This window comes from Nocardia sp. NPDC051570, from assembly GCF_044454005.1.
In the GTDB taxonomy this organism is placed as follows: domain Bacteria; phylum Actinomycetota; class Actinomycetes; order Mycobacteriales; family Mycobacteriaceae; genus Nocardia.
In genome coordinates, this window is the sequence record NZ_JBITDI010000008.1 from 56,027 (window position 1) to 81,478 (window position 25,452).

Consider the following 25,452-nt stretch of genomic DNA (forward strand, 5'->3'; position numbering starts at 1 on the left):
TCATGCCTCCTTGCCGACCGGACCTGCCCCCGACGGCGTGGTCAGGCTGGCGTGTCCACCGCTGGACCCGTAACCGCCTGCGCCACGCGATGTGTCGTCGAGCCGATCGACCTCTATGAAATCGACCAGTTCCACCCGCTGCACCAGCAATTGCGCAATCCGGTCGCCGCGCCGCAACTCGATAGGGGTGCGAGGATCGTGATTGATCAGGCATACCTTGATCTCGCCCCGGTATCCGGCATCGACCGTGCCGGGCGTGTTGACGATCGACAGGCCGGTCTTGGCCGCGAGGCCGGAGCGCGGATGGATCAGGCCCACCGTGCCGACCGGGAGCGCGACGGCGATGCCGGTGCCCACGAGCACCCGCTCCCCCGGCTCCAGGATGACGTCCTCGGTGGTGCACAGGTCCACGCCCGCGTCGCCCGGGTGTGCACGGGTGGGCACGGGGATGCCGGGATCGAGCCGCAGCAGGGATATGGGTGGAATACCGGTCACGTAGGGCGAGCCTACGCGTTCACCTCCCCGAGCACTGACCTAGTCTGATGTCGTGTCCGACCAGTCCCGTCAGGTGAGGATGAAGCCCACCGAATCCACCGTCCCCGTCTACTCCGAGCGCCTGTGGGTGCCGCTGTGGTGGTGGCCCATCGGCCTGGCCATCACCGGACTGCTCGCCGCCGAGATCCATATGGGAGCGCCCGGAATTCGGGCCTGGCTGCCGTATGTGCTGCTGTTCCCGATCCCGGTGTGGGCCCTGGCGTGGATGAGCCGCCATCGCGTGGAAGTGATCCGGGATGCCGCGGGCACCCTCGAATTGCGGGCGGACCGGGCGCATCTGCCGGTAACGTATGTGGCCCGGGCGACAACGGTCCCCACCAGTGCCAAGAGCGCGGCGCTGGGCCGCCAGCTCGACCCCGCCGCCTATGTCCAGCATCGACCCTGGATCGGGCCCATGGTTCTACTCGTACTCGACGATCCGGACGACCCGACGCCGTACTGGCTGGTCAGTACGCGTCGACCCGAACGGATCCTGACCGCGCTCGGTCTCTGACAGAGACCGAACGGGTCCACTGACCGCGCCCGGTCTTCGACAGGCTGAGTCGAGACCGAACGGGTCTTGTCCGCGCTCGGCGTACCGAGCGCGGGCTGACGAAATAACCCGTTACAGAAGGTGCTCCGGCCCTCAGGCCGCGCAGTCCATGCAGATCATCTGGCCGCCCGCCTCGGTGGCGAGTCGGCTGCGGTGATGAACAAGGAAGCAGCTGGAGCAGGTGAACTCGTCGGCCTGTTTCGGGATCACCCGAACCGACAGCACTTCTTCGGACAGGTCCGCGCCAGGAAGCTCGAACGACTCCGCGGTATCGGATTCGTCGATATCCACGACGGCGGACGCGGCCTCGTTGCGACGAGCCTTCAGCTCCTCCAGCGAGTCTTCCGACACCTCGTCGGATTCAGTGCGCCTCGGTGCGTCATAGTCGGTTGCCATGTCGTCTTCCCCTCGTCCTTACTCCGTATATCCCGGACCGGCCCCTCCTTGCCGATTCCCGACTGGAACCGGCTCGGCGAGCGCCGCCCCGCCGTGGTGTACGTCACGTGTACACCGGTCGCCGACCGGGCTGGATCTCAGGGATCCTTACCGGATCGCGCTCGGACAACGCAGGGCACGCCCTGGTTGTTCCCGAAAACGATCTGCTGATTCCCATCAGACGATTCGAATCGGGCCGCCAGACAATAGCGGACGGCGGGGCAAAAGTCGCAATCAAAACACAAGCGATCCGAAACCGACAGGTAATCGTCATCCCGAGGGCCACTCGTGGACCATTCCGTGCCCGATCGTCCAGCGAATCGTTACCAGGGCGATACCCGGCGCGCATCCGGCACGTCGGATGTCCGCATGCGCGATCGGGGCCGATCAACACCTAAGGTGTCCATGTGGTTTCACTGATCACCGAAGGTAGCGCGGTCGACGACAAGGGGCGGCCGTTCCTGCGCCGCCGCTACCAGCCCTGGGTCGCCCTGGTCGCGATTCTGGCTCTGATCTGCGCGATCGTGTGGATCAAGGCCCTGACGACCGAGGGTAAGAGCCATGCCGCGATGGCATGTAACCCCCCGACCGCCGTGCAGGACCCCAACGCGCCGCAGCAGCCCGTGCCGCTGGGTCAGCGGGTGTCCTCCTCCCGGCTGCACGATGTCGAGCCCGCCCCGCTGGCCCAGTCCCGGGTGCGCATCTACAACGCGTCGGGCCAGCGCGGCCTGGCCGAGCACATCGCCTCCCGGCTGAGCGACTACGGATTTGCCAGCCCGCCCGCGCCGGTGTACGCCAACGATCCCGTGTACGTCAACGGCGACCTCGAATGCACCGGTCAGATCCGTTTCGGGGTCAACGGCCGCCCCGCCGCGGCCTCGGTCCAGCTGATCGCGCCCTGCGCCGAGCTGATCGAGGATCAGCGCACCGACGACTCGGTCGATCTGGCCCTGGGCTCGCTGTTCGGCAACGACGTCCACCCCGGTACCGACGCCGAGGAGGTCCTCAAGGCCCTCAAGAGCCCGGCCCCGGGCGGCCCGGCCATCGACTCCAGCCTCCTCGACGCGGCACGCAAGGGGCACTGCTAGTTCTCCGGAATCGCCTCCGACACGCCGAGGCGATCGAACAGTCCGAGCAGATCGTCGGCGATACCGGGCGCGACGGCCACGACCAGCTCTCCGGTCTTGCTCACCGACCCCGGCGGCGGCAGGACCAGCCGGGCGCCCGCCTCGGCGGCGATCAGCGCACCGGCCGCCCAGTCCCAGGTGTTGAGGCCGTGCTCGTAGTGCGCGTCGACCTGACCCGAGGCGACCATGCACAGATCCAGGGCCGCCGAGCCGACGCGACGAATGTCACGCACACACGGCAGCACCTCCGCGATCAGACGGCCCTGCCGGGCGCGGCGGGCCGAGCCGTAGCCGAAGCCGGTGGCGAGCAGGGTCATGCCCAGTGCGTCGACCTCGTTGCAGCGCAAGGCGATCGACGTACCGTCCGGTTCGCCACGCTGCGCGCCCGCACCGAGTCCGGCGCTGTAGGTCACCGAGCGCGCGACGTCCACCACGGCCCCGGCCAGCGAACGGCCCGCACGCATGGCGGCCACCGAAACCGAGTACGCCGGAATGCCGTACATGAAGTTCACGGTCCCGTCGATCGGATCGACCACCCAGACGATCTCCTCGCCGCTCTCGTCGAGGCTGCCCCCGCCCTCCTCGCCCAGCACGTGATCGCCGGGCCGCAGCTCACTGAGCAGGCGGCGGATCAGCTGTTCGGTCTCGGTGTCGACGATGGTGACGGGATCGGTCGGCGTGCTCTTGGACCGCACCGCGTCCACCGCGCGGGCGGCCCCGAACACCTCGGGGCGGCGGGTACGCACATGCGCGGCGGCGGTCTGCGCGAGATGGATTGCGATACGGCGCAATTCGGCGACTTCGGCGGGATCGAACGGTGACAACGGTGACGCGGCGGCAGGGCCGGAGTCGGGGGCGGCGGCAGGGACTGAATGGTTCGATTCGGGCACGACGTCCATCGCAGCACAGATCCCCCGGGCCGCGCATTAGGCTTGTCGTGCACGACACAGATCGATTCGTCGCGCAGCCCATCACACAACGACGTGTATCGTGCCGCGCGCACTTGTTTCGCTCGGCACCTCAGGGAACGAGGAGTTTCAATGTCCGCTCGGGGACCAGCATTCGGAATCGATATCGGGGGTAGCGGCGTCAAGGGCGCCCTGGTGGACCTGACCACCGGCGACCTCGTCCACGACCGCATCAAGATCGCCACACCGCATCCGTCCACCCCGAGCGCGGTCGCCGAGACCGTCGCCAAGCTGGTGGCCCAGGCCGACTGGGACGGTCCGGTGGGCATCACGATGCCCAGCGTGGTGGTCAGCGGCACCGTCCGCACCGCCGCCAACATCGATAAGAGCTGGATCGACACCGATGCCGCCAAGCTGTTCTCCCTCACGCTGGGCGGGCGCGAGGTGGTGGTGCTCAACGACGCCGACGCGGCCGGCATGGCGGAGGACCGATTCGGCGCGGCGCGCCACGTCCAGGGTCTGGTCATGCTGCTGACCTTCGGCACCGGCATCGGCTCGGCGCTGCTCTATCACGGCACGCTGGTGCCCAACACCGAATTCGGCCACATCGAGGTGAAAGGCAAAGAAGCCGAACACCGCGCCGCCTCCTCGGTGAAGGAGCGAAAGGACCTGTCCTACAAGCAGTGGGCCGCGGAGGTCACCAAGGTGCTGGTAACCCTCGAGAATCTGGTCTGGCCCGATGTCATCGTCGCCGGCGGCGGCATCAGCCGCGACGCCGAGCACTGGATCCCGTTGCTGGGCAACAGAACTCCGGTGGTGGCGGCCCATCTGCGCAATACCGCGGGCATCGTCGGGGCCGCCATGGCGGTCGATTCCGGACTCACGCCCTGACCCCGCGCGGCGCCTACCATTCGAGAATGCTCGCGTCACCAGCGAGGTGTAGGCACGAGCATTCCGTTTCGGTCGTTACAATGGAACGCATGACCGGCGGTAGGCCGGAACCGACACCGGCACGAGAGCCGGATGACCCCCGACAGAACCGCTCCGCCGGAAGTTTGACTCTGGCGTGACGCCGCACGAGACCGTCACGAAAGGGCGTACGTGGTAGCCACGAATACCCGACAGACCGCCGAATCGGCCGAAGCCGCCGACTCCGCAGAAAGCCTTACCGCAGCACGGCCGGTCAAGAAGGCTGTCGCGAAGAAGGCGCCGGCCAAGAAGGTCGCCGCGAAGAAGGCTCCCGCGAAGAAGGTGGGTGCCAAGGCCGCCGCCAAGAAGGCCCCGGCCAAGAAAGGCGCCGCCAAGAAGGCACCGGGCGCCGAGGGCGAGGTCGAAGAGACCGTCGACGACGAGTCGTTGGATCTCGACGACATCGAGATCGATGTCCCCGAGGACGACCTGACCGACGAGGTCGAACTCGTCGAGGAGGTCGTCGTCGAGGACGAGGAGACCACCGAGGAGGCCGACGAGCCCACGGAGAAGGACAAGGCCTCCGGCGATTTCGTCTGGGACGAGGAAGAGTCCGAGGCACTGCGCCAGGCCCGCAAGGACGCCGAGCTCACCGCCTCGGCCGACTCGGTCCGCGCCTATCTCAAGCAGATCGGCAAGGTCGCGCTGCTCAACGCGGAGGAGGAGGTCGAGCTCGCCAAGCGCATCGAGGCCGGGCTCTACGCCACCGAGAAGTTCCGCGAGCTCACCGACAAGGGCGAGAAGCTGCCCGTGCAGGTGCGCCGCGATCTGAACTGGATCATGCGCGACGGCAACCGCGCCAAGAACCATCTGCTCGAGGCGAACCTGCGCCTGGTGGTATCGCTGGCCAAGCGCTACACCGGCCGCGGCATGGCGTTCCTGGACCTGATCCAGGAAGGCAACCTCGGTCTGATCCGCGCGGTCGAGAAGTTCGACTACACCAAGGGCTACAAGTTCTCGACCTACGCGACGTGGTGGATCCGTCAGGCCATCACCCGCGCGATGGCCGACCAGGCCCGCACCATCCGCATTCCGGTGCATATGGTCGAGGTCATCAACAAGCTGGGTCGCATCCAGCGCGAACTCCTGCAGGATCTGGGCCGCGAGCCCACCCCCGAGGAGCTCGCCAAGGAAATGGACATCACGCCGGAGAAGGTGCTGGAGATCCAGCAGTACGCGCGTGAGCCCATCTCCCTGGACCAGACCATCGGCGACGAAGGCGATTCGCAGCTCGGCGATTTCATCGAAGACTCCGAGGCCGTCGTCGCGGTCGACGCGGTCAGCTTCACCCTGCTGCAGGATCAGCTGCAGTCGGTCCTGGAGACGCTGTCCGAGCGCGAGGCGGGCGTCGTGCGGCTGCGGTTCGGCCTCACCGACGGCCAGCCCCGCACCCTCGACGAGATCGGCCAGGTCTACGGCGTCACCCGCGAACGCATCCGCCAGATCGAGTCCAAGACCATGAGCAAGCTCCGCCACCCGAGCCGCTCGCAGGTCCTGCGCGACTATCTGGACTGAGTTCGACAACGATTCGAGCCGCGAAGCCTGTGCTTCGCGGCTCGAATCATTCTGGGGCACCTCGCATTCGGAACCGTGGCGCCGGAGCTCACGGATTCCTCATGGGGTTGCGGTCAGGATGCTCGCATGTTTCGAATGTCCTTGTTCGCCACCGGGCTCGTGATCGTCGCGGGCGTGGTGGCCGGCTGTGCCTCCGGAGAATCCGCTCCTCCGGGGCGGTGGGAGCTCCGTTGGTCCGACGAATTCGACGGCCCGGCCGGGCGCGGTCCCGATCCCACCAAGTGGGTCTTCGATCGTGGCGGAGAACCGCAGTGGGGCAACGAGGAATGGCAGTACTACACCGATCGGCCCGAGAACGTATCGCTCGACGGCCGGGGACATCTGGAGATCTCGGCACGGCGCGAGCGGTTGCCGGGAATGTCGCCGTGTCCTCATGGGCCCTGTGATGTCACTTCCGGGCGCATCACCACCCTCGGGAGGTTCGACCAGCGCTACGGTCGTTTCGAGGCGCGCATGCGGATTCCCTCGGGGACGGGGCTGTGGCCCGCCTTCTGGATGATGGGGGCGGATATCGAGGCTCATCCGTGGCCGGGCAACGGTGAGATCGATGTGATGGAGTCCGTCGGGGACGATCCGGGCACCATACACGGCTCGGCGCATGGGCCCGGATTCGTCGATCCCGGCATCACCGACAGCTTTCGGCTGGCCGACGGACAACGACTGGCCGATGCGTTCCACACCTACGCCGTCGAATGGACACCGGACCGGATCGATTGGTGGATCGATGACAACCGCTATCTCACGGTTCTCAGAGGCTCGATGCAGGGCGGGCGGCAGTGGATCTTCGACCATCCCTTCTATCTGCTGCTGAATCTGGCCGTCGGCGGCGGCTGGCCCGGTCCGCCCGGCGACGACACCGCCTTCCCGGCGCGGTTGGCGGTCGACCACGTCCGCGTATACCGCTTCGTCGAATGAGGTGACTCGCCGCCCCGGTCGATGACACCGCGACCCACCCCCACCAGACTGGTCGGTTGTGGACCAGTTGGTATTGATCGCCTTGTTGGCCTTCGCGACCATCGTGGCGCAGCCGTTGAGCCGGCGGCTCGGGTTGGCGCCCGCGGTGCTCATGACGGTGTTCGGGCTGATTCTGGCCGTGATTCCGGCGGTACCGAGCGTCGATATCGAGCCGGAACTGATTCTGCCGCTGGTATTGCCGCCGCTGCTGTATGCCTCGGCGCGACGGACCTCGTGGCAGCAGTTCGCGGCCAATGCCTGGCCGATTCTGTTGCGGGCGGTCGGATTGGTGATCGCGACGGCCGCGGCGGTGGCCGCCGTCTTTCATATCTGGTATCCGGATGTGCCGCTGGGGGCGGCGTTCGCACTGGGCGCGGTGGTCGCCCCGCCGGATCCGGTCGCGGTGAGCGCGCTGGCCGGGCGGCTCGGGCTGCCGCGCCGATTGGTATCCGCGCTCGAGGGTGAGGGCCTGTTCAACGATGTGACCGCGGTCGTGCTCTACAACATCGGGGTGCAGGCCGTCGTGACGGGCCGCTTCTCCGCATGGCACGCGGTGGGCGAATTCCTGGTCTCGGCCGTGGTCGCGATCGTGGTCGGCGTGGCGCTGGGCTGGGCGGGCAGCCGGTTCATGCGCACGCTGGAGCAGGCGACCTGGCAGGTGGCGCTGGGTCTGCTGCTGCCGTTCGCCGCCTACGGACTGGCCGAGTACTGGCACGGATCGGCGGTGCTGGCCGTGCTCATCTGTGCGCTCTATCTGGTCGACGCCGCAACGGATTTCAGCGACAGCGCCTACCGCGTCGTCGGCGATTCGGTGTGGGAGGTAATCGATCTACTGGTCACCGGCGTGGCGTTCGGGCTGATCGGATTGGAACTGACGACCGTGCTCGATGCGGCCGGGCCAGGATGGCCGCGCCTGCTGGGCGGGACCGCGGCCGTGATCGCGGTGGTCGTGGGACTGCGACTGCTGTGGCTGTTGCCCACGACCGCATTGGCCCGGCGATTCCTCAGCCGCGGCGATACCGACGAACCCCGCACCTGGCGCGAGACGGTGGTCACCTGGTGGGCGGGTATGCGCGGGGTGGTCACCGTCGCGCTGGCCTTGGCCGTGCCGTTCACCACCGACACCGGCGCGCCGTTCCCGGGCCGGGATCGGGTGCTGTTCATCGCCTTTGCCGTGGTGTTGTTCACATTGCTGCTGCAAGGTCCGACCCTGCCGCTGGTGGTGCGGATCACCCGTGTGCAGGCCGATACCGAGCTGGAGCGAATCCTGGAGCGCCGCTTGTGGACTCGGATCTTCCGCGCGGAACTCGTTCGGCTGGAACAGATCGCGAATCGGGAGGATATGCCCGAGGAGGTCTATTCGCGGCTGCGTGAGGGCGTCGAACGCCGCCTCGCCCGCGCCGATCCGGAGGCGGCGCAGCAGTCGGAGACCGAGGACGACAAGGCATTCGAACGCAATATGCGCTTCACCAAGAGCATGCGCGCCGTCAGCGATGAGGTCCTCGACGCCGGGCGCGCCGAGGCCCTCGCCGCCCGCCGCGAACCCGGAATGCCACCGGATCTGGTGGACCGGGTGATGCGCCGACTGGATCTGCGGCCCGGACAACTGTTCTGAGCGAACTCAGCCCACATCCAGGACGGGCGCACCGTCCCCGGGCAGTGCGGCCCGATCGGAGGTGTCCTTCAGCTCGACCCCGGAGCGCCCGAGTCTGCGGGCCCCGACGATCAGTCCCGCCGCGACCTTGGCCGCCGCCGCATAGCCGAGGCCCTCGGGCGGATGGATATTGGAGACGCAGTTGCGGTCGGCGTCGGCGCGGCCGGGTTGCGGCCGATGGGTGAGATAGATGCCGAGACTGTCGGCCACCGACAGGCCGGGCCGCTCCCCGATGAGCATCAACACCGTTGTGACGCCGAGGGCTCGGCCGATATGGTCGCCCAGCGCGACGCGAGCCTGGGTCGCGATCACCGGCGGTGCGAGCCGAAACTCCTGTCCCAGTTCCTCTTTCAATGCCGCGAGCATGGCTACCCCGTGATCGTGCAGCGCCCGGGGCGACAGTCCGTCGGCCAGCACGAAGCCGATATCGGCGCCCGTGGCCGACAGCTCCGAGAACCCCTGTCCGGCACCGGTTTCCGGAAGCCGACCCAGATCGGGTCGGCGCAGATACTCCGACCGATCCGCGGCTCGGCTGCGCACCCGGGTCGGCGTGCCCAGCCCCACCCGCGCGACCCGCGCGGCGAATTCGTCGACCGCCAGCGGCGTATGGACCGCATCGCGCGCTGCGGCATGTGCGGCCCGGAATTCCAGGACCCGCCCGGTGGGCAGCGCATCCCCCGCCCGCCCGAGCCCGATCCGCGCCTGGGTGCTGCGGCGCAGCTCGTCCCAGAACTCGCTCATCGCGCACCCGCCAGCGCGCGCAGCGGCGAGGACAGCGGCTCGACCTCGCGGATGCGGCCGCTCGCGTCCAGCATTCCGAGGCGATCGAGCCAGGCCGCGAATTCCGGGGCGGGCCCGAGCCCCAACACCTTTCGCGCGTACAGCGCGTCATGGAAGCTCAGGCTCTGATAGCCGAGCATGACGTCGTCGGCGCCCGGCACCGCGATGACGAAGGCCACACCCGCCGCACCCAGCAACGTCAACAAGGCGTCCATATCGTCGGAATCGGCCTCGGCGTGATTGGTGTAGCAGACGTCGACGCCCATCGGCAGTCCGAGCAGCTTGCCGCAGAAGTGATCCTCCAGGCCCGCGCGGATGATCTGCTTACCGTCGTAGAGATACTCCGGACCGATGAAGCCGACCACCGTATTCACCAGCAGCGGATCGAATTCGCGCGCAACGGCATACGCGCGGGTCTCCAGGGTCTGCTGATCGACCGGCCGCCCGCCGACGCCCAGATGGGCCCCCGCGCTCAGTGCCGAGCCCTGACCGGTCTCGAAGTACATGACGTTGTCGCCGACCGTGCCGCGCCGCAGCGAGCGGCCCGCCGCATCGGCCTCGCGGAGTAGCGAAATGTTCACGCCGAAGCCGGAATTGGCGCCCTCGGTACCCGCGATCGATTGGAAGACCAGATCCACCGGCGCCCCGGATTCGATCAGCTCGAGCGTCGTGGTGACATGCGTGAGCACACAGGACTGGGTGGGAATGTCGAAGCGGGTGCGCACCTCGTCGAGCAGATACAGCAGATCCGCTGTGGCCCTGGGGGAATCGGTCGCGGGATTGATGCCGATCACCGCGTCGCCACAGCCCAGCAGCAGCCCGTCGAGCATCGCGGCGGCGATACCGCGTGGATCGTCGGTGGGGTGATTGGGTTGCAGCCGGGTCGTCAGCGTGCCGGGCGCGCCGATCGTGGTCCGGAATCCGGCCCGCACCCGCACGGCCCGCGCGACGGCGATCAGGTCCTGATTGCGCATCAGTTTGCTGACCGCGGCCACCATCTCCGGGGTGAGACCCGGTGACACCGCGGCCAGCGTCGCACCGGCGTCGGCGCGCGCACTCGCCGCGAGCAGCCAATCCCGCAGCCCGCCGACCGTCAGATGCGATACCGGCGCGAAGGCCGCGCGATCGTGGGTGTCGATGATCAGCCGGGTGACCTCATCGGTCTCATAGGGCACCACGAGCTCGTTCAGGAATACCGGCAGCGGCACCTCGGCCAGCGCCCACTGGGCGGCCGCCCGTTCGGCATCGGATTCGGCCGCGCATCCGGCCAATTCGTCGCCACTGCGCCGCGGGGTCGCCTTGGCCAGCAGTTCCACCAGCCCGTCGAAGGTGTAGGTGGTGTTGCCCGATCGCTGCCGATACACCGTCATCCAGTCCTCCTCCACCACACGACCGCAGGCTGCCGATTGTGATCGGTCAATGTTGCCGCCCGGTTGGCGAATGTTGCGGGTAGATGTCCCGAGGCGGCCGCCCACCCAGCATCCCTCCGCGGCGCGGGCGCCGAACATCCCTGTGACCAGCGACGCTCGCCATATGCGCCGGCCGGTGTGTTGCGTACGACACGGCGTGCGCGGGCCGAGGCGGTAGCGGTTTCAGGGCGCGTCGGCAAGCGCGGCCGACGCGGACGGGCGAGACTTACCGGCGTGGGTGCTTCCGTGCTGAATTTCTACCGATCCCCCTGGACCCGCACGATCGACCTCGAGGACGGACTGCGCACGGTGCGGACGTGGTGGGGCCGTCCCGCGCGCTGGCACCGGGCGCTGCGGGTGGTCCACGACCAGCTGGCGGGCGCGCCCGCCAGCTGCGCGTACGCGTTCACGCTGTTCGTGACGTGGTGGACGCTGCGCGGCATCAGCGATTTCGCCGGGCATCGGCTGATCCTGTCGGCGTCGACGAATCTGCACAATATGCGCCGCGATCCGGTGCAGGTGCTGGTGGCGTCGGCGTTCTGGACCGAGGGCGGCTTCCCGTGGACGACCATCCTCGGCTTCCTGGTCCTGATGGCCTTCGCCGAGCGCTGGCTGGGCACGGTGCGCTGGATCATGGTCTTCGCCGTCGGCCACGTGGCCTCGACGCTGATCGTGGTGACCGGTATCTCGCATGCCGTCGACCGCGGCCTGATCCCGCTGAAGGTGACCGTCGCCGCCGACGTCGGTGCCTCCTACGGCTTTTCGGCCGTCCTGGCGGCCCTGGCCTACCATCTGCGCGGCCCGGCCCGCCTGCTCTGGATGGGCGCTCTGCTGGGCTGGTACACCCTGGGCGCCTGGCGCGGGCGCACCTTCACCGATTACGGCCATCTCACCGGCGTCGTGATCGGCCTGCTCACCGGGGCCATCGCCGTCGCCTCCGCCCGCTGGCTGGAGCGCCTGCGCGACCATTCCCCCGGCACCCACGAAACCCCAGCCGACCACACCGCGTAGCGGCGCGAAAGGCGAACGCCCGCAGGCATATCCGGAGGTTCAGTCCGAGCGCGGCCCGAGCAGGTCGTCGAACAGGGTGTCCAGCAGATCGCGGGGAATGCTCGACCCCGTCAGGACGCAGTAGACGATCGGGCCGACCAGAGCCTCGATCGTGGCGTCGAGACCAAGCCTGGGCGAGACCTCTTTCGCCTCGATACCGCGCGCGAGCAGGCCGCGTTCCTGCGCGCGGCGCGGGCTGCTCATCGACCCCGGCCACAATCGGACCCGGCTCGGCGGACCCGACGCACCCCTCGACCCTCGGGAGAGCATCCCGGCCGTCGTCGACGTCCTCGAAGCGCAGGCCGGCGCCCCCGGCCTGCGGTTTCTGGATCGCCACGGCGAGATCGTCCCGTGGTGAGGCGAATTCAGGGCTCGCGCGTGGCCGCCGCTGCACCGCTGGCGGATTCGATCGCGACGGGCACCGCGCGGCGCCCGAACAGGTGGACCACGGGTTCGACCAGGCGGGCGGCGATCGGGCCCAGGACGGCCATCAGCAGCACATAGGCCGAGGCGAGGGCGGCCAGATCGCCGGTGACCGCGCCGACCGACACCGCAAGGCCCGCAATGACGATCGAGAATTCGCCGCGGGCCACCAGCGCGGCCCCGGCGCGGGCGCTGCCCAGGCGGCGGATGCCCTGCCGATGGGCGGCCCACCAGCCGGTGCCGATCTTGGTCAGCGTGGTCACGACCGCCAGCAGCACCGCCCAGCCCAGCACGGGCGGGATCGAATGCGGATCGGTGTTCAGGCCGAAGGCCACGAAGAAGATGGCCGCGAACAGATCTCGCAGCGGTTCGAGCAGTTTGGCCGCGTTCTGTGCGGTCGATCCGGAGATCGCGATGCCGAGCAGGAACGCGCCGACGGCCGCGGACACGTTCAGCGCCGAGGCCACCCCCGCCACCAGCAACGCCGCGCCGAGCAGCTTGAGCAGGAACACCTCTCGATCGGCGCTGTCCACGATCGCCGACACATAGCGCCCGTAGCGCAGCGCGATCACCAGGACACACGTGATCGCCAGCAGCGCGATCGCCAGCGAGCGCAGCCCGGCCATGTACCCGATCCCGGCCAGCATGGTCGTGAGAATCGGCAGATACACCGCCATCGCCAGATCCTCGAACACCAGGATCGACAGCACCACCGGCGTCTCCCGGTTACCCAGGCGCCCAAGATCATCGAGCACCTTCGCCACGATCCCCGAGGACGAGATGTAGGTGACCCCGCCCATGGTGACCGCGCCGGTCGGGCCCCAGCCCAGCAGCAGCGCCACCACCACGCCCGGGGTCGCGTTGGCGACGATGTCGAGGATGCCGGCCGGCCACGATCGCCGCAGTCCGGTCATGAGTTCGGGCGCGGTGTACTCGAGCCCGAGCAGCAGAAGCAGCAGGACCACACCGATTTCGCCGGCCACATGGCCGAATTCGACGGCCGACTCCAGCTCCATCACGCCACCGCGCCCGAAGGCCAGCCCGCCGAGCAGGTAGAGCGGAATCGGCGACATTCCGAACCGCTGGGCCACCCGCCCCAACACTCCCAAGGCGAACAGGATGCCACCGAGTTGGACGAGCGCTAGCGCGGTCGAGGGCACCTCGTCACCCGTCGGTCAGGATCTCGAGCGCGGCGTCCAATCCGTTCGGGGTGCCGACCATCACGAGTAGATCGCCCGCCGCGAGCACGAAATCCGGTCCCGGCGAGGGGGATACCTGTCCGGCCCGCATGACCGCCACGATCGAGGCCTTGGTCCGGGTCCGCATCCGGGTCTCGCCCAGCGCCCGGCCCTGATACGGCGAGGATTCGCCGATCGGGAGCTGCCGGGTCACGATGCCCGGCATATCGCGGTGCTCGGCGTTGAGCTTCTCCACCAGCTGCGGCGCCCCGAGCAGATTCGCCAGCACCGCCGCCTCATCGGTGGTCAACGGGACCTGGACGGCGCAGGCGTCCGGGTCGTCGGCCTTGGAAATGATGAGGTCGATGCCGCCGTCGCGGTGGGCGACGACGCCGATCCGGCGACCGGATCGGGCCTCGAAGTCCTTGCGTACCCCTATGCCGGGCAGCGCTGTCACGTCGACGTTCACATCTCCACCCTAGGTCAGATGCCCGAAATCTCCGGAAACGCGCCGTCGGGGCCGGGTCGATAGTCGGTGACCTCGACGACCGCGGCCAGCGGTATCGGGCCGTACAGATGCGGAAACAGCATCGCCGCCGGATCGGTGGGCACGCCGGGCTCCCAGCGCACCGGCGCGGGCAGCCGATCGGGGTTCAGCCACAGCAGAACAAGATCTTCGCTACCAGCGAACAACCGATTCGCCGGCAGGTGGACCTGACCCGGTCCGGACAGGTGGATGAAGCCCTCTGTTTCCAGTGACGGCGCCCGGCGTTCCCCCGCCCGACGTGCGGCTTCCCATTCGTCACGGGTGCACATGTGAACCAGCATGCGCGCCTTGGCAATTCGGTCGTCTGCGGCGGCCATGGCTCGACCATAACGTACATCACAGGCTCGTGGCCTCGAAGTTTGCCCAAACCGGAGTGTGAGTGTCGGCAGGCCGGGGTAATCTGCCGACAAGACAACTGGATCGGCTCGTTCACGGAGGTGGACCTCACAGAACACCCGAGCAACCCATGCTGTTCGCCCTTGGCGAAATGCCTGGTCATGTTAGGGATGACACAAAGAAACATCTCCGGGAACAAAGCCCCCGTCCCGAACGTCTGACAAAGTAGTCATTGCCACTGCTGGGAAGTAGCGGTAGCGAGCCCACGGGGGGACCGTGGGCCCCACACCCAGGCGAACCGGCTTTCTGCGCCGGGAGCCAGGACGGAGGAGTCATGCCAGGAACACTGACTAGCACCCCACTGACCGCGGTCGACCGTTGCGACCGTTGCGGGGCGGCTGCGCGGGTCCGCGCAACCCTTCCCGCCGGTGGCGAGTTGCTCTTCTGCCAGCATCACGCCAATGAGCACATGTCGCGCCTGCGCGAACTCGAGGCCGTGATCGACACGGAGTCGGCACCGGCGCTGTAATCAGCTCCTTACGTCCGCTCGACAAGTTAATCCGTCAATTGAACAACCCACGGCGGGCGGCCCTTCGGAGGCCGCCCGCCTCGCGTTATCCGGCGGCGATGCCGTCGAGCAGCCGGGCCAGGCCGTAGTCGAAGCCGCCGTCCGGATCGCCCGGCGCCTGATAGAGCTCCCCGACCGCGGTGCCGACCCGGCCCGACAGGGGGAACTGCTCGGCGGGCATGAGCCGAGTCAGCAACGGGCCGTACAGCTCCCACCATCGCACGTCGCTCATCTGGGCCGCACTGCGCCGGGCCGCCACCGCCATGCGCGCATTGCCGGTCGCGAATTCCGACAGGGCCGCGATCACCCGATCCATCTCCACATCCGAGAGCCCGAGCCCCTCCAGCGCGGCCAGCTGCCGCTCATAGCGCCGTAATCGTCCGGGTCCCAACAGCTGTCGCCACGGCGGCACCTCGAGCAGCCAGGGATGCGCCAGCAGTTCGGCGCGCACGCCGCGCGCGATGGCGGCCATTCGCTCCCGGGCGGGCAGTGCGGCATCGATGGGCGCGTCCTCGGCGGCGACCGCGTCGACCATGAGCATGATCAGCGCATCCTTGCTGGGCACATAGGTATACAGGCTCATCGGCCCGAGCCGCAGTTCGGCGGCCACCGCGCGGATGGACACCTTGTCGTAGCCGTCCCGATCCGCCAAGGCGATGCCCGCCCGCACGACGTCGTCGACGCTGACCGCCTGTTTGGGCCCGCGCACCCCCGCCCGCGGCGGCACGACCTCTCGCCACAGCAGCGTCAGCAGACGTTCGGCCTGCTCATCGGATGTGTCACCGGCCACAGGCCCTCCCGCGGGAATATCGGTACAGTGTACGAAGTTACGTTACTACGTACGCTGTACGACAAATGGGGAGGGCCCGCTCTGATCACTCATGCCACCTATCTGCCCGACCGCCACCAGTTCGCGCTCTGGACCTGGTCCGGCCACGGCCCCGGCCCGGCGCCACACGACCCGCCGGACCCCGACCGAGACGGGGACATCGACCCGACATCGCAGGCCCGGCCGAACTTCGAACGAGGGGCCGACGATCCCGACCCGACACCGCGCGTCCGCCCGGGCCTTGACCGAGAGGCGGACGATGCCGGGGCGGAATTCATCGAACTCGTCGTGCCCGCGGCGGGCGGCGGGTTCACGGTCGCGCCCGTGGCCTGCGTGCTGGCCGAGCCGGATCGGCTGGCGGCGTGGGAGTTCGAACGGCCCGGCGCATCGGTGGATGCCTGGCGGCGCGCGCTCGCGGGTGAGCTCGAACCCGCGCGGCTTCCGACTGCCGGGCATGCGGTGCCCAATGCGGCCGGGAGCGCGATCGTTTCGGCCGAACGGGCCGTGCGGGCCTGTACCGAGGCCCAGGCCGTCGCGGCGGAGTTGCGGCTGGGTTTGAAGGCCGAGCTGCGGCCGTATCAGGCGCGCGGGATCGCCTGGTTGCGGGAGACGACCGCGGCGCACGGCGGCGCGATCCTGGCCGATGAGATGGGGCTCGGAAAGACCGTGCAGGCCATCGGATATCTCCTCGGCCGCGCGCCGCTCGGGCCGCAGTTGGTGATCTGCCCGACTTCACTGATCGGCAACTGGGTGCACGAGATCGAGCGTTTCGCCCCGGAGCTGCGGCCGATCGCCTGGCGCGGCGGTGACCTCGCGGCCGAGGCGGGCACGATCGTGGTCACCGGCTATCCGACCCTGCGCGGACACGGCGAGGCGCTGGCCGAGACCGAGTGGGCGACGGTCGTTTTCGACGAGGCGCAGATGCTCAAGAATCCGCGCACGCAGGTGGCGCGGGCGGCCCGGGCGATTCCCGCGGCGGCCCGGGTGGCATTGACCGGCACGCCGGTGGAGAATCATCTCGACGAGCTGTGGGCGTTGCTGAATCTCGTCGTCCCCCGGTCGTTCGCGCACAAGACGCAGTTCCGCCGGCGTTTCGTGCGGCCGATCCACGAGGGCTCGTATCAGGCCGTGGTGCGCCTGCGCGATACCCTGGAGCCGATCGTCCTGGGCCGCAAGAAGATTCAGGTGGCCGCGGCGCTACCGCCGAAGATCCACTGCGATCTGATCTGCGATCTCACCGACGAGCAGCAGCGGCGCTACGACGAACTGCTCGCCCGCGCCGAAGAGGCGGGTTTCGGCGCCGGGGCCCAGCGGCACAGCCGGGTGCTGGCGGCGCTGACCGGGCTCAAGCAGATCTGCAATCATCCGGGCCTGATCGATGGCGAACTGGACGAATTGCCCGGGCGCTCCGGCAAGTTCGATGTCTGCTTCGACATCCTGGCCAACAACCTCGAATCGGATTCGCCCACCTTGATCTTCACGCAGTACCGCCGCACCGGCGAACTGCTGGTGCGACACTGCGCCGAGCGGTTCGGGGTGCGGGCGCCGTTCTTCCACGGCGGACTGGATGCCGCCGAGCGCGGCGAGATCGTCACTCGGTTCCAATCCCCCGACGGCCCAACGATTCTGGTGCTGAGCCTGCGCGCGGCGGGCACCGGCCTGACCCTGACCCGGGCGGCCGATGTGATCCATTTCGATCGCTGGTGGAATCCGGCCGTGGAGGCCCAGGCCTCCGACCGCGCCCACCGGATCGGTCAGACCCGCCCGGTCACCATCACCACCCTCACGACCGGCACCACCGTCGAGGAACATATCGCCGCGATGCACGAGCGCAAATCCGCGCTCGCGGATCTCGAGGGTGCCGAGGCGAATATCGCCGCCGCCCTGGCCCGCCTGAACGACGACCAGCTGCTCGGGGTCCTGCGCCGGAAGCGAGGCAATTGACATGGCCGACAACGAATTCGGCTACACCCGCTGGGGCATGGACTGGGTGCGCCTGGCCGAACCGCTCAGCCTCACCCGTCCCGAACCGCTACTCCCCCGCGCCCGCAGCATCGCCCGCCACGGCGGCGTCACCCTCGAATACGACAACACCGGCGTCCGCGCGCACCTCCAACGCGGCAACCAGGCCTCGGTGACCTACCTGGAAATCACCCCCATCCCCCGCCCGGCCATATCCGCCATCGCGGCCCACATCCCCGCCCCCACAGTCGAACTCACCGACACCCTGCACAACACCCTCACCACCGCAGGCCTCACCATCGCCCCACGAATAACCACTACCGACTGCTCCTGCTCCGCTCGCACCCCCCGCTGCCTCCATTACCTGGCCACCTGCTACACCCTGGCCCGCCAGGTAGACGAAAACCCCTGGCTAGCACTGGATCTCCAGGGCTACCACCGCACCCTCACCGAAGAATCCGACCCCCACACCCCGCCCCCACGCTGGACCTCCCTCGACTCCCTGGACCCCACAACGTATTTCGCAATCCCCACCGGATAGCCAATCCCCGCCGCACATCGCTCCGCGCTGTGCGGCGGGGAACAGAGGGACGACCAATGTCGTTGGGGCGCTGGGGCGCTGGGGCGCTGGGGCGCTGGGGCGCTGGGGCGCTGGGGCGCTGGGGCGCTGGGGCGCTGGGGCGCTGGGGCGCTGGGGCGCTGGGGTTCCCGGCCTGCGCTGGCCCCATGTCCCCGTCGCCCGGCCGCCAGGCCGGGCGACGGGGTTACGGGTGGCGGGCGCTGAAGCGGAAGCTGCCGGTGCCGGTTTCGACGTGGATGTCGGTGAAACCGGCGGCGGTGAGGCGGGCGGGGAGAGCGGTGTGGGGGATCGGGTTGTAGGTGTCGCCCAGGTGGACCAGGCGGAAGCTGAGGCTGTCCATGCCGTCGCTGCCCGCGAAGACGCCGCCGGGGCGAAGGACTCGGAAGGCCTCGGCGAAGACGGCGTCCTGTTGGGTGGGTGTGGGTACGTGGTGCAGCATGGTGAAGGTGACCACGGCGCTGAATTCGTGGTCCGGCAGTGGCATTGCCGCGCCGTCGCCCTCGATCACGCGCAGGCGATCGGCATGGCGGGTGCGCAGCCGGGCCGCCAGGGCCGGATCGATCTCGACGCCGGACAGTTCGGTGGTCCGCCCGCGCAGGGTGCGGACATTGGCGCCGTAACCGGGGCCGACCTCCAGCGTGGCGTCGCCGAGGTCGACGCCCTCGAGGGCCCAGGGCACGATGCGGGTGGCGCTGGTCTTCTCCCAGTGCGCGGAGCCGCAGAGCCAGCGGTGCACAAGATTCATCGTCATGGTCACGACGTTAGGAACCCCCGCGCGGATCGACGAGACGCTACGCTGACACATCATGTCGCCGAACGGTCAACCGCCGCTGGTTGCCGCGACGACCGGGCCGACCGCGATGGTGCTGGGGGCGGGCACGCTCCCCGCGGGTCTCTGGTTCGACGCGCACCGGCACCCGCAACATCAAATCGTCTGGGCCTCACAGGGAGTCCTCACCGTCGAGATCGACGGCGGAACCTGGGTGCTGCCGCCGACCCGCGCGCTCTGGATCCCGGGCGGCAGGCCGCACCGCACCGGCACCTCCGCGGGTGCGGATATGCGCGGCATCTTCATCGAGCCCGACCGCTGCCCGATCGCCTTCCCCGACCCCACCCTGCTGCGCGTGGACCGGCTGCTGCACGAACTGTTCGATCATCTGACCACCGGCAGCATGCCCCCGGGTGATCGGGCCGAGCCCATCGAAACCCCCGGCGTCGCAACCGATCGCCGTAGCCGGGCCGAAACGGTCGTCTTCGATCTGCTCGAACCCGTCGAGGTGATTCCGGTCGGCGCCCCGACGCCCGCCGATCCGCGGGCCCGGGTGGTCGCCGAGGCGCTGCTGCGCGATCCGGCCGACGATCGCACGCTCGAACAGTTCGCCCCGGCGGCCGCCGCGAGCCCGCGGACGCTGGCACGGATATTCCTCGCCGAGACCGGAATCACCTTCGGGCAGTGGCGAACCCAGATCCGGCTGGCGGCCTCGCTGCCGCTGCTGGCCGCGGGCCTGCCGATGAACCGGATCGCCGATCGGGTCGGCTACGGCACGGCGAGCGCCTATGTGGCGGCATTCCGGCGCGCCGTCGGGATCTCACCCGGGCGATACTTCGCGCGCTGAGGATCAGGAGTTGGTACCGCCGTCGACGGTGAGCGTGGCGCCCGTGATGCTGCGCCCGGCAGGCGATGCCAGGAAGGTGACCGCGGCGGCGATATCGTCCGGGCTGCCGTAACGGCCGAGCGCGTTGAACTGAAGTTGTTGCGCCGCATGGTCACCGCTCGCCGGATTCATATCCGTATCGGTCGAACCCGGCTGCACCAGATTCACGGTGATGCCGCGCGGACCCAGCTCGCGGGCCAGCGCCCGGGTGAAACCGTTGAGCGCCGATTTGCTCAGGTTGTACAGCGCGATACCGCCGAAGATCGCGCGCTCGGACAGATTCGAGCCGATGCTGACGATCCGGCCGCCGTGCGGCATATGCGAGACGGCCGCCTGCGCGGCCACGAATGCCGCCCGCGCGTGGATGTTCAGGGCCTCATCGATCTCGGCGACGGTGAACTCCTCGAACGGCTTGGCCGGGAAGATGCCCGCATTGTTGACCAGCGTGTCCAACCGGCCCAGCTCCTCGGCCACGCGATGCACGGCCCCGGTGACCTGGGCGGCGTCGGCGCTGTCGGCCCGGACGGCCAGCCCGCGGCGGCCGTGCGCCTCGATCTCGGCCACCACCTTCCGCGCGCCCGCCGCATCGTCGCGATAGGTCACCGCCACATCCGCACCGGCAGCGGCCAATTCGCGCGCGATGGCCGCCCCGATCCCCCGGCTGCCACCGGTCACCAGGGCCACGGTTCCGCTCAGGTCGCTCATCGGATTCTCCTCAATTATGTGTCGATCAGTACATAAATACCCAAACAGATGCCCCACGCCGCTGTCAATGGGTATATTCAACGATCGACACAGAAAGGGAGGGGCATGGCCGATCGCGGACGACCCCGCGCCTTCGATCGAGCGCTCGCGCTGCGGTGCGCCATGGAGGTGTTCTGGGAGCACGGTTTCGCGGGCGCGTCGATGAGCGATCTCACCGCGGCCATGGGCATCAACTCCCCCAGCCTGTACGCGGCCTTCGGCGGCAAGGAGCAACTGTTCCGCGAGGCGGTGGATCTGTACCGCGAGACCGACGGCGGCTACACCGAACGCGCCCTGAGCGAGCAGCCGACGGCCCGCCGCAGCATCGAGGCCATGCTGCGCGACAACGCCGCCGCCTATGCCGACGACACCACCCCGCGCGGCTGCATGGTCGTACTCGCGGGTTCCACCTACACCACCCGTAATACGGCCATTCGTGACTTCCTCATCGAAAAGCGCGGGCACACTACCGATTCCGTGCGTGCCCGCTTGGATCGCGGCGTCGCGGCGGGCGAGCTGCCCGCTGATACCGATACCGCGGAACTGGCCGATTTCTACGTCACGGTGTTGTTCGGCCTGTCCGTCAAAGCCCGCGACGGGGCCGAGCTGCCCCAGCTTCAGCGGTCGATCGATCGCGCGATGTCGGCCTGGCCCACGGAGGTTCGGGCCTGAGCGCTACGGCGAATAGACCCCACCAGCGCCTCGAGCATCGCCCACTGCCGTTCGGCCGTGATGGTCCGCGGCGTCAGCACGCCGACGATCTGCGCGCCCATCATGAGGGTCATGAGCTGATCGGCGACCAGGGCGATATCCGCATCGCGCAGTACCTCCCCCGAATCCCTTGCCTGGTCGAGGAATTCGATCAGCCGCACGCGCCAGTCGCCGAGGGCCCGCTCGTTCACCGCCATCAGATACTCGTCGTACATCGCCCGCTGCCACAGCGATGTCGCGATGCGCGCCTCGAGCAGCGTCTCCTCGGTGATGGGCACGACCTCGCGACAGAAGATCCGCAGCGCGGCCAGTCCGGTCGCCTCCCCGAGCGCGGCCGCGATGCGCCGATTCGTCGCGTCATAGACATGGTCGAACGCGAAGCGCAGGATCTCATCCTTGCCCGAGAAGTAGTGCGACAGTGAGCCATTGGCGTATCCGGCCTCCGTCGCGATATCCCGCATATTCAGCGCGTCGATGCCACGGGTCGCGATCACCCGCCAGACCGCCGCGGCGATGGCATGGCGCCGCTCGTCGTGATCGACCAGCCTAGGCATGCCGTGCGCCCGCGGTCACCCGCCCGGCCACCGCCCCGAAGACGAACACGACGCCCACCACGGCCAGCAGAATGTCGGCGACGATCCAGGACCCGCCGACCAGAATCGCGAAGTTGCGCAAGACCATCGCCGTCACCAGCAGCAGGCATCCGGTGCCGAGTACGGGCGCGATCCGGCTGTGCCACCAGCGCCTATCCAGGCCGGTGCGCCGGAAGAACAGCACGACCGCGGCACTGGTCAACGCCATCAGAATCAGGATGGCCACCGTGGCCAGCCCGGCCAGCCAGGTGAACAGCTGCCGCACCGGATCCGCGCCCGCCACCGCGAACGCCCCCACCACCAGCACGGCCGACACCGTCTGCGCGATCGACGCCTTATGTGGCGAGCCGTGCCGAATGTGGATGTGCCCCAACGCGATATGACCGAATCCGTCGCGCGCCAGCGCGTACAGGTACCGGACGATCGCGTTGTGGAAGGCCAGCAGCGCCGCGAACAGGCTCGTCACCAGCATGATCCGCAAGACATCGGAGGCCGGGCCGCCCAGAAACCGCTCGGCCGCGGTGAAGGTCAAACCCACGGGATCAGCGCTGGCCGCGGCGGTCACCTCGTCGTCGCCGAACGCGAGCACGACGGCCCAGCTGGCGATGGCGTACACCAGTCCGATCGCGGTCACCGCCACATAGGTGGCCAGCGGCACCGTGCGCCGCGGCTGACGTGCCTCCTCGCCGTAGAGGGCCGTCGCCTCGAATCCGATGAACGACGCGATCGCGCACATCAGTGCCACACCGGGTGATCCGCTCAGAAAGGCCGCGGGCGTGAACGATTCGGTATCGATACCGTGTGCGCCGCCGCGCACCAGCACCGCGATCGACAGGGCGAGAATCATGCCGATCTCGACGACCAGCAGGACGCCGAGCACCTTGGCGCCGAGTTCGATATTGCGATATCCCAGCACACCTACCAGCGCGATCAGCAGCAGCGCGTAGCCGGACCAGGGTAGCTCCGGCCCGCCGTAGCGCAGCACCACCTCGCGCAGCGTCGCGGCGGCCAGACCGTAGATCGCGGCCTGGATCGCGGTATAGGTCAGCAGGGCCAGTCCGGCCGCACCCAGCCCGCACGCCGCGCCGAGACCGCGGCGGATATAGGCGTAGAACGCACCCGCGTCGACCATATGCCTGCTCATCGCGGTATATCCGACGCTGAAGAGCAGCAGTACGACCGCCGCCACCAGATACGCGGACGGCGATCCGGCCCCGTTGCCGAGCGCGATCATCATCGGCAGCGCGCCACCGATCGAGGTCAGCGGCGCGGCCGCGGCGATCACGAGGAATACGATCCCGGCCACACCCATCGAACCGCGCAGGCCCGAGCCCCGCTCGACCTGTTCACTCATCGAGTTCTCCTGAGCAGCACGGACTTCGGTGCGCGGTGGTCGCCGGAACGTCGAGGGTGGGATTGCGATCGAAGAAGCCGACCGGCTTCAGCGTGAATCCGGTGTAGTCGACGGGCATGATCGGCCAGTCCTCGGGCCGCGGGAAATGCGTGAGCCCGAACGTATGCCAGACCACCAGATCCTCGTTATCGATCACGCGGTCGACCGCGACGTAACTGGGCAGTCCGGCCCCGCCGGGGTGTTGATTGACGAAATCGCCTGCGGCATAACGCTGCGCGGGGTCGTATCGGGTCACCCAGAGATTCCTGGTCGCGAAGGCGGCGCGCCGGGCGATCGACGATTCGTCGGCCGCGAGCAGGGTCTCCCGGCCCTCCGGATACAACGCGTATCCCACGGGCCCGCCGAGCCGATTGGCCACCCCGGGATTGACGATATGCCAGCTGCGCCCGACGCGATTGTCGGCGAGCCGCTGCGCCTGCGACTCCCGGGTCAGCGCCGTACGCGACTGGGTGAAGGCATTGCCGTGCGGATTGTCCGGGCCGATCGGAATCCGTTGTGTCTGCACCTCTTCCACGCGGTTGCGGTGTCCGTCGATCATCATGTCCAGGCGCGCGCTGAACAGGTGCTGATGACACGGCGCGCCGAGCCCCGGCGCGATCTCGGTGGCATAGGGGTAACCGAGGCCGGGATGGGCCGAGGTGAAGACGATGCCGGTGGCCTTGACCTCGAATCCGATGGTGCCGTCGAGGTAGAGATACCAGAAGAAGCCGTAGTCGTAGTTGCCGACGGTGGTGAAAAACGAGATCACCAGCCGCCGCTGCCGGCGCACCTCCCGTGAGCCGGTCCACAGATCGGTGTGCTTCCACAGCACGCCGAAGTCCTCCTCGTGCATGCAGATCGCGTTGTGCGCGATGCGCGGCTCGCCCGCCTCGTCGGCCAGCACCGCGTCGAAGTAGGTGATGTCGCCGAGGCAGTCGCAGCCCAGTTCGAGCGCGTTGGCGTAGCGGCCCACCAGATACTCGCCGGTGTCGAAGTAGTTCTGCCACGACCGCACCGGTGACGGATCGCCGTAGGGCACAACCATTTCCGCGATCGAGGCGCGATGGATGATCGGGCGTAGCCGATCACCGTCGCGAAATCCGATCTGGTGCAGTACGAGTCCCTCGCGGGCGTCGAAACCCACACGCAGCGACCACTTCTCCCATTCGACGAGATTGCCCTCGACAGTGAAGCTCGGACCCTGCGGCTGGGTGATCTCGATCGGGCGCCCGGTGGTGCGCGGCGGACCGGTGACCGCGGGATCGTCGAAGTTCCCGGACTCGGCGGGCACGGGCATCGGGCCGAGGTCGATGATCCGCAGCACCTCGCGGCTCATGACATCCACGAAGGCGACCAGACCGTCGACGGGATGGGCCCACGGGTGATCGCGCTCGTGCTGTTGATGGAAGGCCAGCCCGCGCAGGATCCGCCGCCCCTGTTCGCCCTCGTAGTCGAAGACGCCCGCCGACAGCGGCGCGACGCGGACCTGCGCGACGTCGAGATCGCGCGCGGCCAGGGCGGACAGCCACCCCGGATCGGTCGCCAGAATGGCCTCGACGAGACCGAATTCCTCGTCCAGGACCGGCAATTGGCCGTCGGCGATCGCATCGAGCACGCGCCGGGACACGATCTCGCGCGCGGTCGCCGACACCACGAGATCGAGCGCGTTGGGCCGATCGATATCGTGCAGCAGCACGCGGAAGCGGCGCTCGAACACCGCGGGGTCGCGGTACAGCGACTCCTTATCCGGTTCGTCCAATCCGACGTAGACGAATCGCGTGGTCGCGCCGGCCAATCCGGCCGCGACCACGATCGATCGCACCTTGGCGATCTCGGCGGCGGTCGGAAGCGACAGCGGATGGTCCACCCGGTACGGCGTATGAGAGGGCATGACCGCTCCTTCCGGCTCGCGCATGGTCCTACGACTGTTGGGCAACAACGTAGGCGCGAACTACTTCCGACCGGAAGGAGTAGCGGGTTACGGC

Annotated in this window: 26 protein-coding genes and 1 pseudogene; 12 read left to right on the top strand and 15 right to left on the bottom strand. The window is 68.5% G+C overall.

The window, feature by feature from the left end:
* Positions 1-495 carry a dUTP diphosphatase gene (gene dut / locus ACIA76_RS21190; RefSeq protein ID WP_397153557.1) on the bottom strand — a complete coding sequence of 165 codons (495 nt, stop codon included), beginning with the start codon at positions 493-495 and terminating at the stop codon, positions 1-3.
* A gap of 79 nt (positions 496-574) precedes the next feature.
* Between dut and ACIA76_RS21195 the strand changes: the two genes are divergently transcribed.
* The gene (locus ACIA76_RS21195; RefSeq protein WP_397153855.1) at positions 575-1,048 is read left to right on the top strand and encodes a DUF3093 domain-containing protein; all 474 of its coding nucleotides are present in this window, start codon (positions 575-577) and stop codon (positions 1,046-1,048) included.
* 132 nt (positions 1,049-1,180) lie between these two features.
* Here the strand turns inward: ACIA76_RS21195 and ACIA76_RS21200 are convergent, their stop codons facing one another.
* Positions 1,181-1,483, bottom strand: coding sequence for a DUF4193 domain-containing protein (locus ACIA76_RS21200; RefSeq protein WP_397153558.1), 303 nt, complete (start codon positions 1,481-1,483; stop codon positions 1,181-1,183).
* A gap of 446 nt (positions 1,484-1,929) precedes the next feature.
* Here ACIA76_RS21200 and cei point away from each other — a divergent pair, with 446 nt between their 5' ends.
* Positions 1,930-2,610: an envelope integrity protein Cei gene (cei, locus tag ACIA76_RS21205; RefSeq protein WP_397153559.1), complete on the top strand. Its 681-nt coding sequence runs from the start codon at positions 1,930-1,932 to the stop codon at positions 2,608-2,610.
* Here cei and ACIA76_RS21210 read toward each other — a convergent pair.
* Positions 2,607-3,548 (bottom strand): inositol monophosphatase family protein, encoded by a 942-nt coding sequence (locus ACIA76_RS21210; RefSeq protein ID WP_397153560.1) that lies wholly within the window; start codon positions 3,546-3,548, stop codon positions 2,607-2,609. The two genes, cei and ACIA76_RS21210, sit on opposite strands and share 4 nt — an antisense overlap.
* A gap of 141 nt (positions 3,549-3,689) precedes the next feature.
* Here ACIA76_RS21210 and ppgK point away from each other — a divergent pair, with 141 nt between their 5' ends.
* From ppgK to ACIA76_RS21230, 4 genes and pseudogenes are all read left to right on the top strand, one after another.
* Positions 3,690-4,448 (top strand): polyphosphate--glucose phosphotransferase, encoded by a 759-nt coding sequence (ppgK, locus tag ACIA76_RS21215; protein WP_397153561.1) that lies wholly within the window; start codon positions 3,690-3,692, stop codon positions 4,446-4,448.
* A gap of 168 nt (positions 4,449-4,616) precedes the next feature.
* Positions 4,617-6,041 (top strand): annotated as a pseudogene (locus ACIA76_RS21220) (RNA polymerase sigma factor); the annotation flags it as partial.
* A gap of 135 nt (positions 6,042-6,176) precedes the next feature.
* Positions 6,177-7,016, top strand: a complete 840-nt coding sequence (locus ACIA76_RS21225; protein ID WP_397153562.1) for a family 16 glycosylhydrolase — start codon at positions 6,177-6,179, stop codon at positions 7,014-7,016.
* Positions 7,017-7,074: 58 nt separating this feature from the next.
* Positions 7,075-8,670 carry a Na+/H+ antiporter gene (locus tag ACIA76_RS21230; protein WP_397153563.1) on the top strand — a complete coding sequence of 532 codons (1,596 nt, stop codon included), beginning with the start codon at positions 7,075-7,077 and terminating at the stop codon, positions 8,668-8,670.
* A gap of 6 nt (positions 8,671-8,676) precedes the next feature.
* Here ACIA76_RS21230 and eutC read toward each other — a convergent pair whose 3' ends face one another.
* Positions 8,677-9,450 (bottom strand): ethanolamine ammonia-lyase subunit EutC, encoded by a 774-nt coding sequence (gene eutC, locus ACIA76_RS21235; RefSeq protein ID WP_397153564.1) that lies wholly within the window; start codon positions 9,448-9,450, stop codon positions 8,677-8,679.
* Entirely contained in the window at positions 9,447-10,859 is a 1,413-nt protein-coding gene (locus ACIA76_RS21240; protein WP_397153565.1) for an ethanolamine ammonia-lyase subunit EutB, read from the bottom strand. The genes eutC and ACIA76_RS21240 overlap by 4 nt, the downstream gene beginning before the upstream one ends.
* A gap of 273 nt (positions 10,860-11,132) precedes the next feature.
* On the opposite strand from ACIA76_RS21240, the gene ACIA76_RS21245 reads away from it, so the two are divergent.
* On the top strand, positions 11,133-11,909 hold the full coding sequence (locus ACIA76_RS21245) for a rhomboid-like protein (protein WP_397153566.1): 777 nt from the start codon (positions 11,133-11,135) through the stop codon (positions 11,907-11,909).
* A gap of 39 nt (positions 11,910-11,948) precedes the next feature.
* Here the strand turns inward: ACIA76_RS21245 and ACIA76_RS21250 are convergent, their stop codons facing one another.
* The 4 genes from ACIA76_RS21250 to ACIA76_RS21265 all read right to left on the bottom strand — a co-directional run bounded on the left by ACIA76_RS21250 (position 11,949) and on the right by ACIA76_RS21265 (position 14,413).
* Positions 11,949-12,152, bottom strand: coding sequence for a TetR/AcrR family transcriptional regulator C-terminal ligand-binding domain-containing protein (locus tag ACIA76_RS21250; protein ID WP_397153567.1), 204 nt, complete (start codon positions 12,150-12,152; stop codon positions 11,949-11,951).
* Between the two features lie 161 nt (positions 12,153-12,313).
* A complete protein-coding gene (locus ACIA76_RS21255) occupies positions 12,314-13,531 on the bottom strand; it encodes a cation:proton antiporter (RefSeq protein ID WP_397153568.1) in 1,218 nt (405 codons plus the stop codon).
* Between the two features lie 4 nt (positions 13,532-13,535).
* On the bottom strand, positions 13,536-14,018 hold the full coding sequence (locus ACIA76_RS21260) for a cation:proton antiporter regulatory subunit (protein WP_397153569.1): 483 nt from the start codon (positions 14,016-14,018) through the stop codon (positions 13,536-13,538).
* Between the two features lie 14 nt (positions 14,019-14,032).
* Positions 14,033-14,413 (bottom strand): DUF952 domain-containing protein, encoded by a 381-nt coding sequence (locus tag ACIA76_RS21265; protein ID WP_397153570.1) that lies wholly within the window; start codon positions 14,411-14,413, stop codon positions 14,033-14,035.
* A 353-nt stretch (positions 14,414-14,766) separates the two neighbouring features.
* Between ACIA76_RS21265 and ACIA76_RS21270 the strand changes: the two genes are divergently transcribed.
* Positions 14,767-14,961: a hypothetical protein gene (locus tag ACIA76_RS21270; RefSeq protein ID WP_397153571.1), complete on the top strand. Its 195-nt coding sequence runs from the start codon at positions 14,767-14,769 to the stop codon at positions 14,959-14,961.
* 85 nt (positions 14,962-15,046) lie between these two features.
* Here the strand turns inward: ACIA76_RS21270 and ACIA76_RS21275 are convergent, their stop codons facing one another.
* Positions 15,047-15,790 (bottom strand): TetR/AcrR family transcriptional regulator, encoded by a 744-nt coding sequence (locus ACIA76_RS21275; RefSeq protein ID WP_397153572.1) that lies wholly within the window; start codon positions 15,788-15,790, stop codon positions 15,047-15,049.
* Between the two features lie 327 nt (positions 15,791-16,117).
* On the opposite strand from ACIA76_RS21275, the gene ACIA76_RS21280 reads away from it, so the two are divergent.
* Entirely contained in the window at positions 16,118-17,773 is a 1,656-nt protein-coding gene (locus tag ACIA76_RS21280; protein WP_397153856.1) for a DEAD/DEAH box helicase, read from the top strand.
* A 1-nt stretch (position 17,774) separates the two neighbouring features.
* Positions 17,775-18,332: a hypothetical protein gene (locus tag ACIA76_RS21285; RefSeq protein ID WP_397153573.1), complete on the top strand. Its 558-nt coding sequence runs from the start codon at positions 17,775-17,777 to the stop codon at positions 18,330-18,332.
* 223 nt (positions 18,333-18,555) lie between these two features.
* Here the strand turns inward: ACIA76_RS21285 and ACIA76_RS21290 are convergent, their stop codons facing one another.
* Positions 18,556-19,122, bottom strand: coding sequence for a class I SAM-dependent methyltransferase (locus tag ACIA76_RS21290; RefSeq protein ID WP_397153574.1), 567 nt, complete (start codon positions 19,120-19,122; stop codon positions 18,556-18,558).
* Positions 19,123-19,177: 55 nt separating this feature from the next.
* On the opposite strand from ACIA76_RS21290, the gene ACIA76_RS21295 reads away from it, so the two are divergent.
* Positions 19,178-19,987, top strand: a complete 810-nt coding sequence (locus ACIA76_RS21295) for an AraC family transcriptional regulator (protein ID WP_397153575.1) — start codon at positions 19,178-19,180, stop codon at positions 19,985-19,987.
* 3 nt (positions 19,988-19,990) lie between these two features.
* On the opposite strand, the gene ACIA76_RS21300 is transcribed toward ACIA76_RS21295, so the two are convergent.
* Entirely contained in the window at positions 19,991-20,731 is a 741-nt protein-coding gene (locus tag ACIA76_RS21300; protein ID WP_397153576.1) for an SDR family NAD(P)-dependent oxidoreductase, read from the bottom strand.
* Positions 20,732-20,836: 105 nt separating this feature from the next.
* Between ACIA76_RS21300 and ACIA76_RS21305 the strand changes: the two genes are divergently transcribed.
* Positions 20,837-21,442, top strand: a complete 606-nt coding sequence (locus tag ACIA76_RS21305) for a TetR/AcrR family transcriptional regulator (RefSeq protein WP_397153577.1) — start codon at positions 20,837-20,839, stop codon at positions 21,440-21,442.
* On the opposite strand, the gene ACIA76_RS21310 is transcribed toward ACIA76_RS21305, so the two are convergent.
* From ACIA76_RS21310 to ACIA76_RS21320, 3 genes are read right to left on the bottom strand one after another with little or no spacing between them, the layout of a single operon-like run.
* The gene (locus ACIA76_RS21310) at positions 21,388-22,035 is read right to left on the bottom strand and encodes a TetR/AcrR family transcriptional regulator (RefSeq protein ID WP_397153578.1); all 648 of its coding nucleotides are present in this window, start codon (positions 22,033-22,035) and stop codon (positions 21,388-21,390) included. The genes ACIA76_RS21305 and ACIA76_RS21310 overlap by 55 nt on opposite strands.
* Positions 22,028-23,428 carry an APC family permease gene (locus ACIA76_RS21315; RefSeq protein WP_397153579.1) on the bottom strand — a complete coding sequence of 467 codons (1,401 nt, stop codon included), beginning with the start codon at positions 23,426-23,428 and terminating at the stop codon, positions 22,028-22,030. Before ACIA76_RS21315 ends, ACIA76_RS21310 begins: the two co-directional genes overlap by 8 nt.
* The gene (locus ACIA76_RS21320; protein ID WP_397153580.1) at positions 23,421-25,358 is read right to left on the bottom strand and encodes a primary-amine oxidase; all 1,938 of its coding nucleotides are present in this window, start codon (positions 25,356-25,358) and stop codon (positions 23,421-23,423) included. The genes ACIA76_RS21315 and ACIA76_RS21320 overlap by 8 nt, the downstream gene beginning before the upstream one ends.
* Positions 25,359-25,452: the final 94 nt, after the last annotated feature.

Coding starts and splice junctions, on each gene's coding strand:
- ACIA76_RS21195 (WP_397153855.1), top strand. CDS start 575: ATGAAGCCCACCGAATCCACCGTCCCCGTCTACTCCGAGCGCCTGTGG.
- ACIA76_RS21200 (WP_397153558.1), bottom strand. CDS start 1,483: ATGGCAACCGACTATGACGCACCGAGGCGCACTGAATCCGACGAGGTG.
- ACIA76_RS21210 (WP_397153560.1), bottom strand. CDS start 3,548: ATGGACGTCGTGCCCGAATCGAACCATTCAGTCCCTGCCGCCGCCCCC.
- ppgK (WP_397153561.1), top strand. CDS start 3,690: ATGTCCGCTCGGGGACCAGCATTCGGAATCGATATCGGGGGTAGCGGC.
- ACIA76_RS21225 (WP_397153562.1), top strand. CDS start 6,177: ATGTCCTTGTTCGCCACCGGGCTCGTGATCGTCGCGGGCGTGGTGGCC.
- eutC (WP_397153564.1), bottom strand. CDS start 9,450: ATGAGCGAGTTCTGGGACGAGCTGCGCCGCAGCACCCAGGCGCGGATC.
- ACIA76_RS21240 (WP_397153565.1), bottom strand. CDS start 10,859: ATGACGGTGTATCGGCAGCGATCGGGCAACACCACCTACACCTTCGAC.
- ACIA76_RS21250 (WP_397153567.1), bottom strand. CDS start 12,152: ATGAGCAGCCCGCGCCGCGCGCAGGAACGCGGCCTGCTCGCGCGCGGT.
- ACIA76_RS21265 (WP_397153570.1), bottom strand. CDS start 14,413: ATGGCCGCCGCAGACGACCGAATTGCCAAGGCGCGCATGCTGGTTCAC.
- ACIA76_RS21270 (WP_397153571.1), top strand. CDS start 14,767: ATGCCAGGAACACTGACTAGCACCCCACTGACCGCGGTCGACCGTTGC.
- ACIA76_RS21285 (WP_397153573.1), top strand. CDS start 17,775: ATGGCCGACAACGAATTCGGCTACACCCGCTGGGGCATGGACTGGGTG.
- ACIA76_RS21290 (WP_397153574.1), bottom strand. CDS start 19,122: ATGACGATGAATCTTGTGCACCGCTGGCTCTGCGGCTCCGCGCACTGG.
- ACIA76_RS21295 (WP_397153575.1), top strand. CDS start 19,178: ATGTCGCCGAACGGTCAACCGCCGCTGGTTGCCGCGACGACCGGGCCG.
- ACIA76_RS21300 (WP_397153576.1), bottom strand. CDS start 20,731: ATGAGCGACCTGAGCGGAACCGTGGCCCTGGTGACCGGTGGCAGCCGG.
- ACIA76_RS21305 (WP_397153577.1), top strand. CDS start 20,837: ATGGCCGATCGCGGACGACCCCGCGCCTTCGATCGAGCGCTCGCGCTG.
- ACIA76_RS21310 (WP_397153578.1), bottom strand. CDS start 22,035: ATGCCTAGGCTGGTCGATCACGACGAGCGGCGCCATGCCATCGCCGCG.
- ACIA76_RS21315 (WP_397153579.1), bottom strand. CDS start 23,428: ATGAGTGAACAGGTCGAGCGGGGCTCGGGCCTGCGCGGTTCGATGGGT.
- ACIA76_RS21320 (WP_397153580.1), bottom strand. CDS start 25,358: ATGCCCTCTCATACGCCGTACCGGGTGGACCATCCGCTGTCGCTTCCG.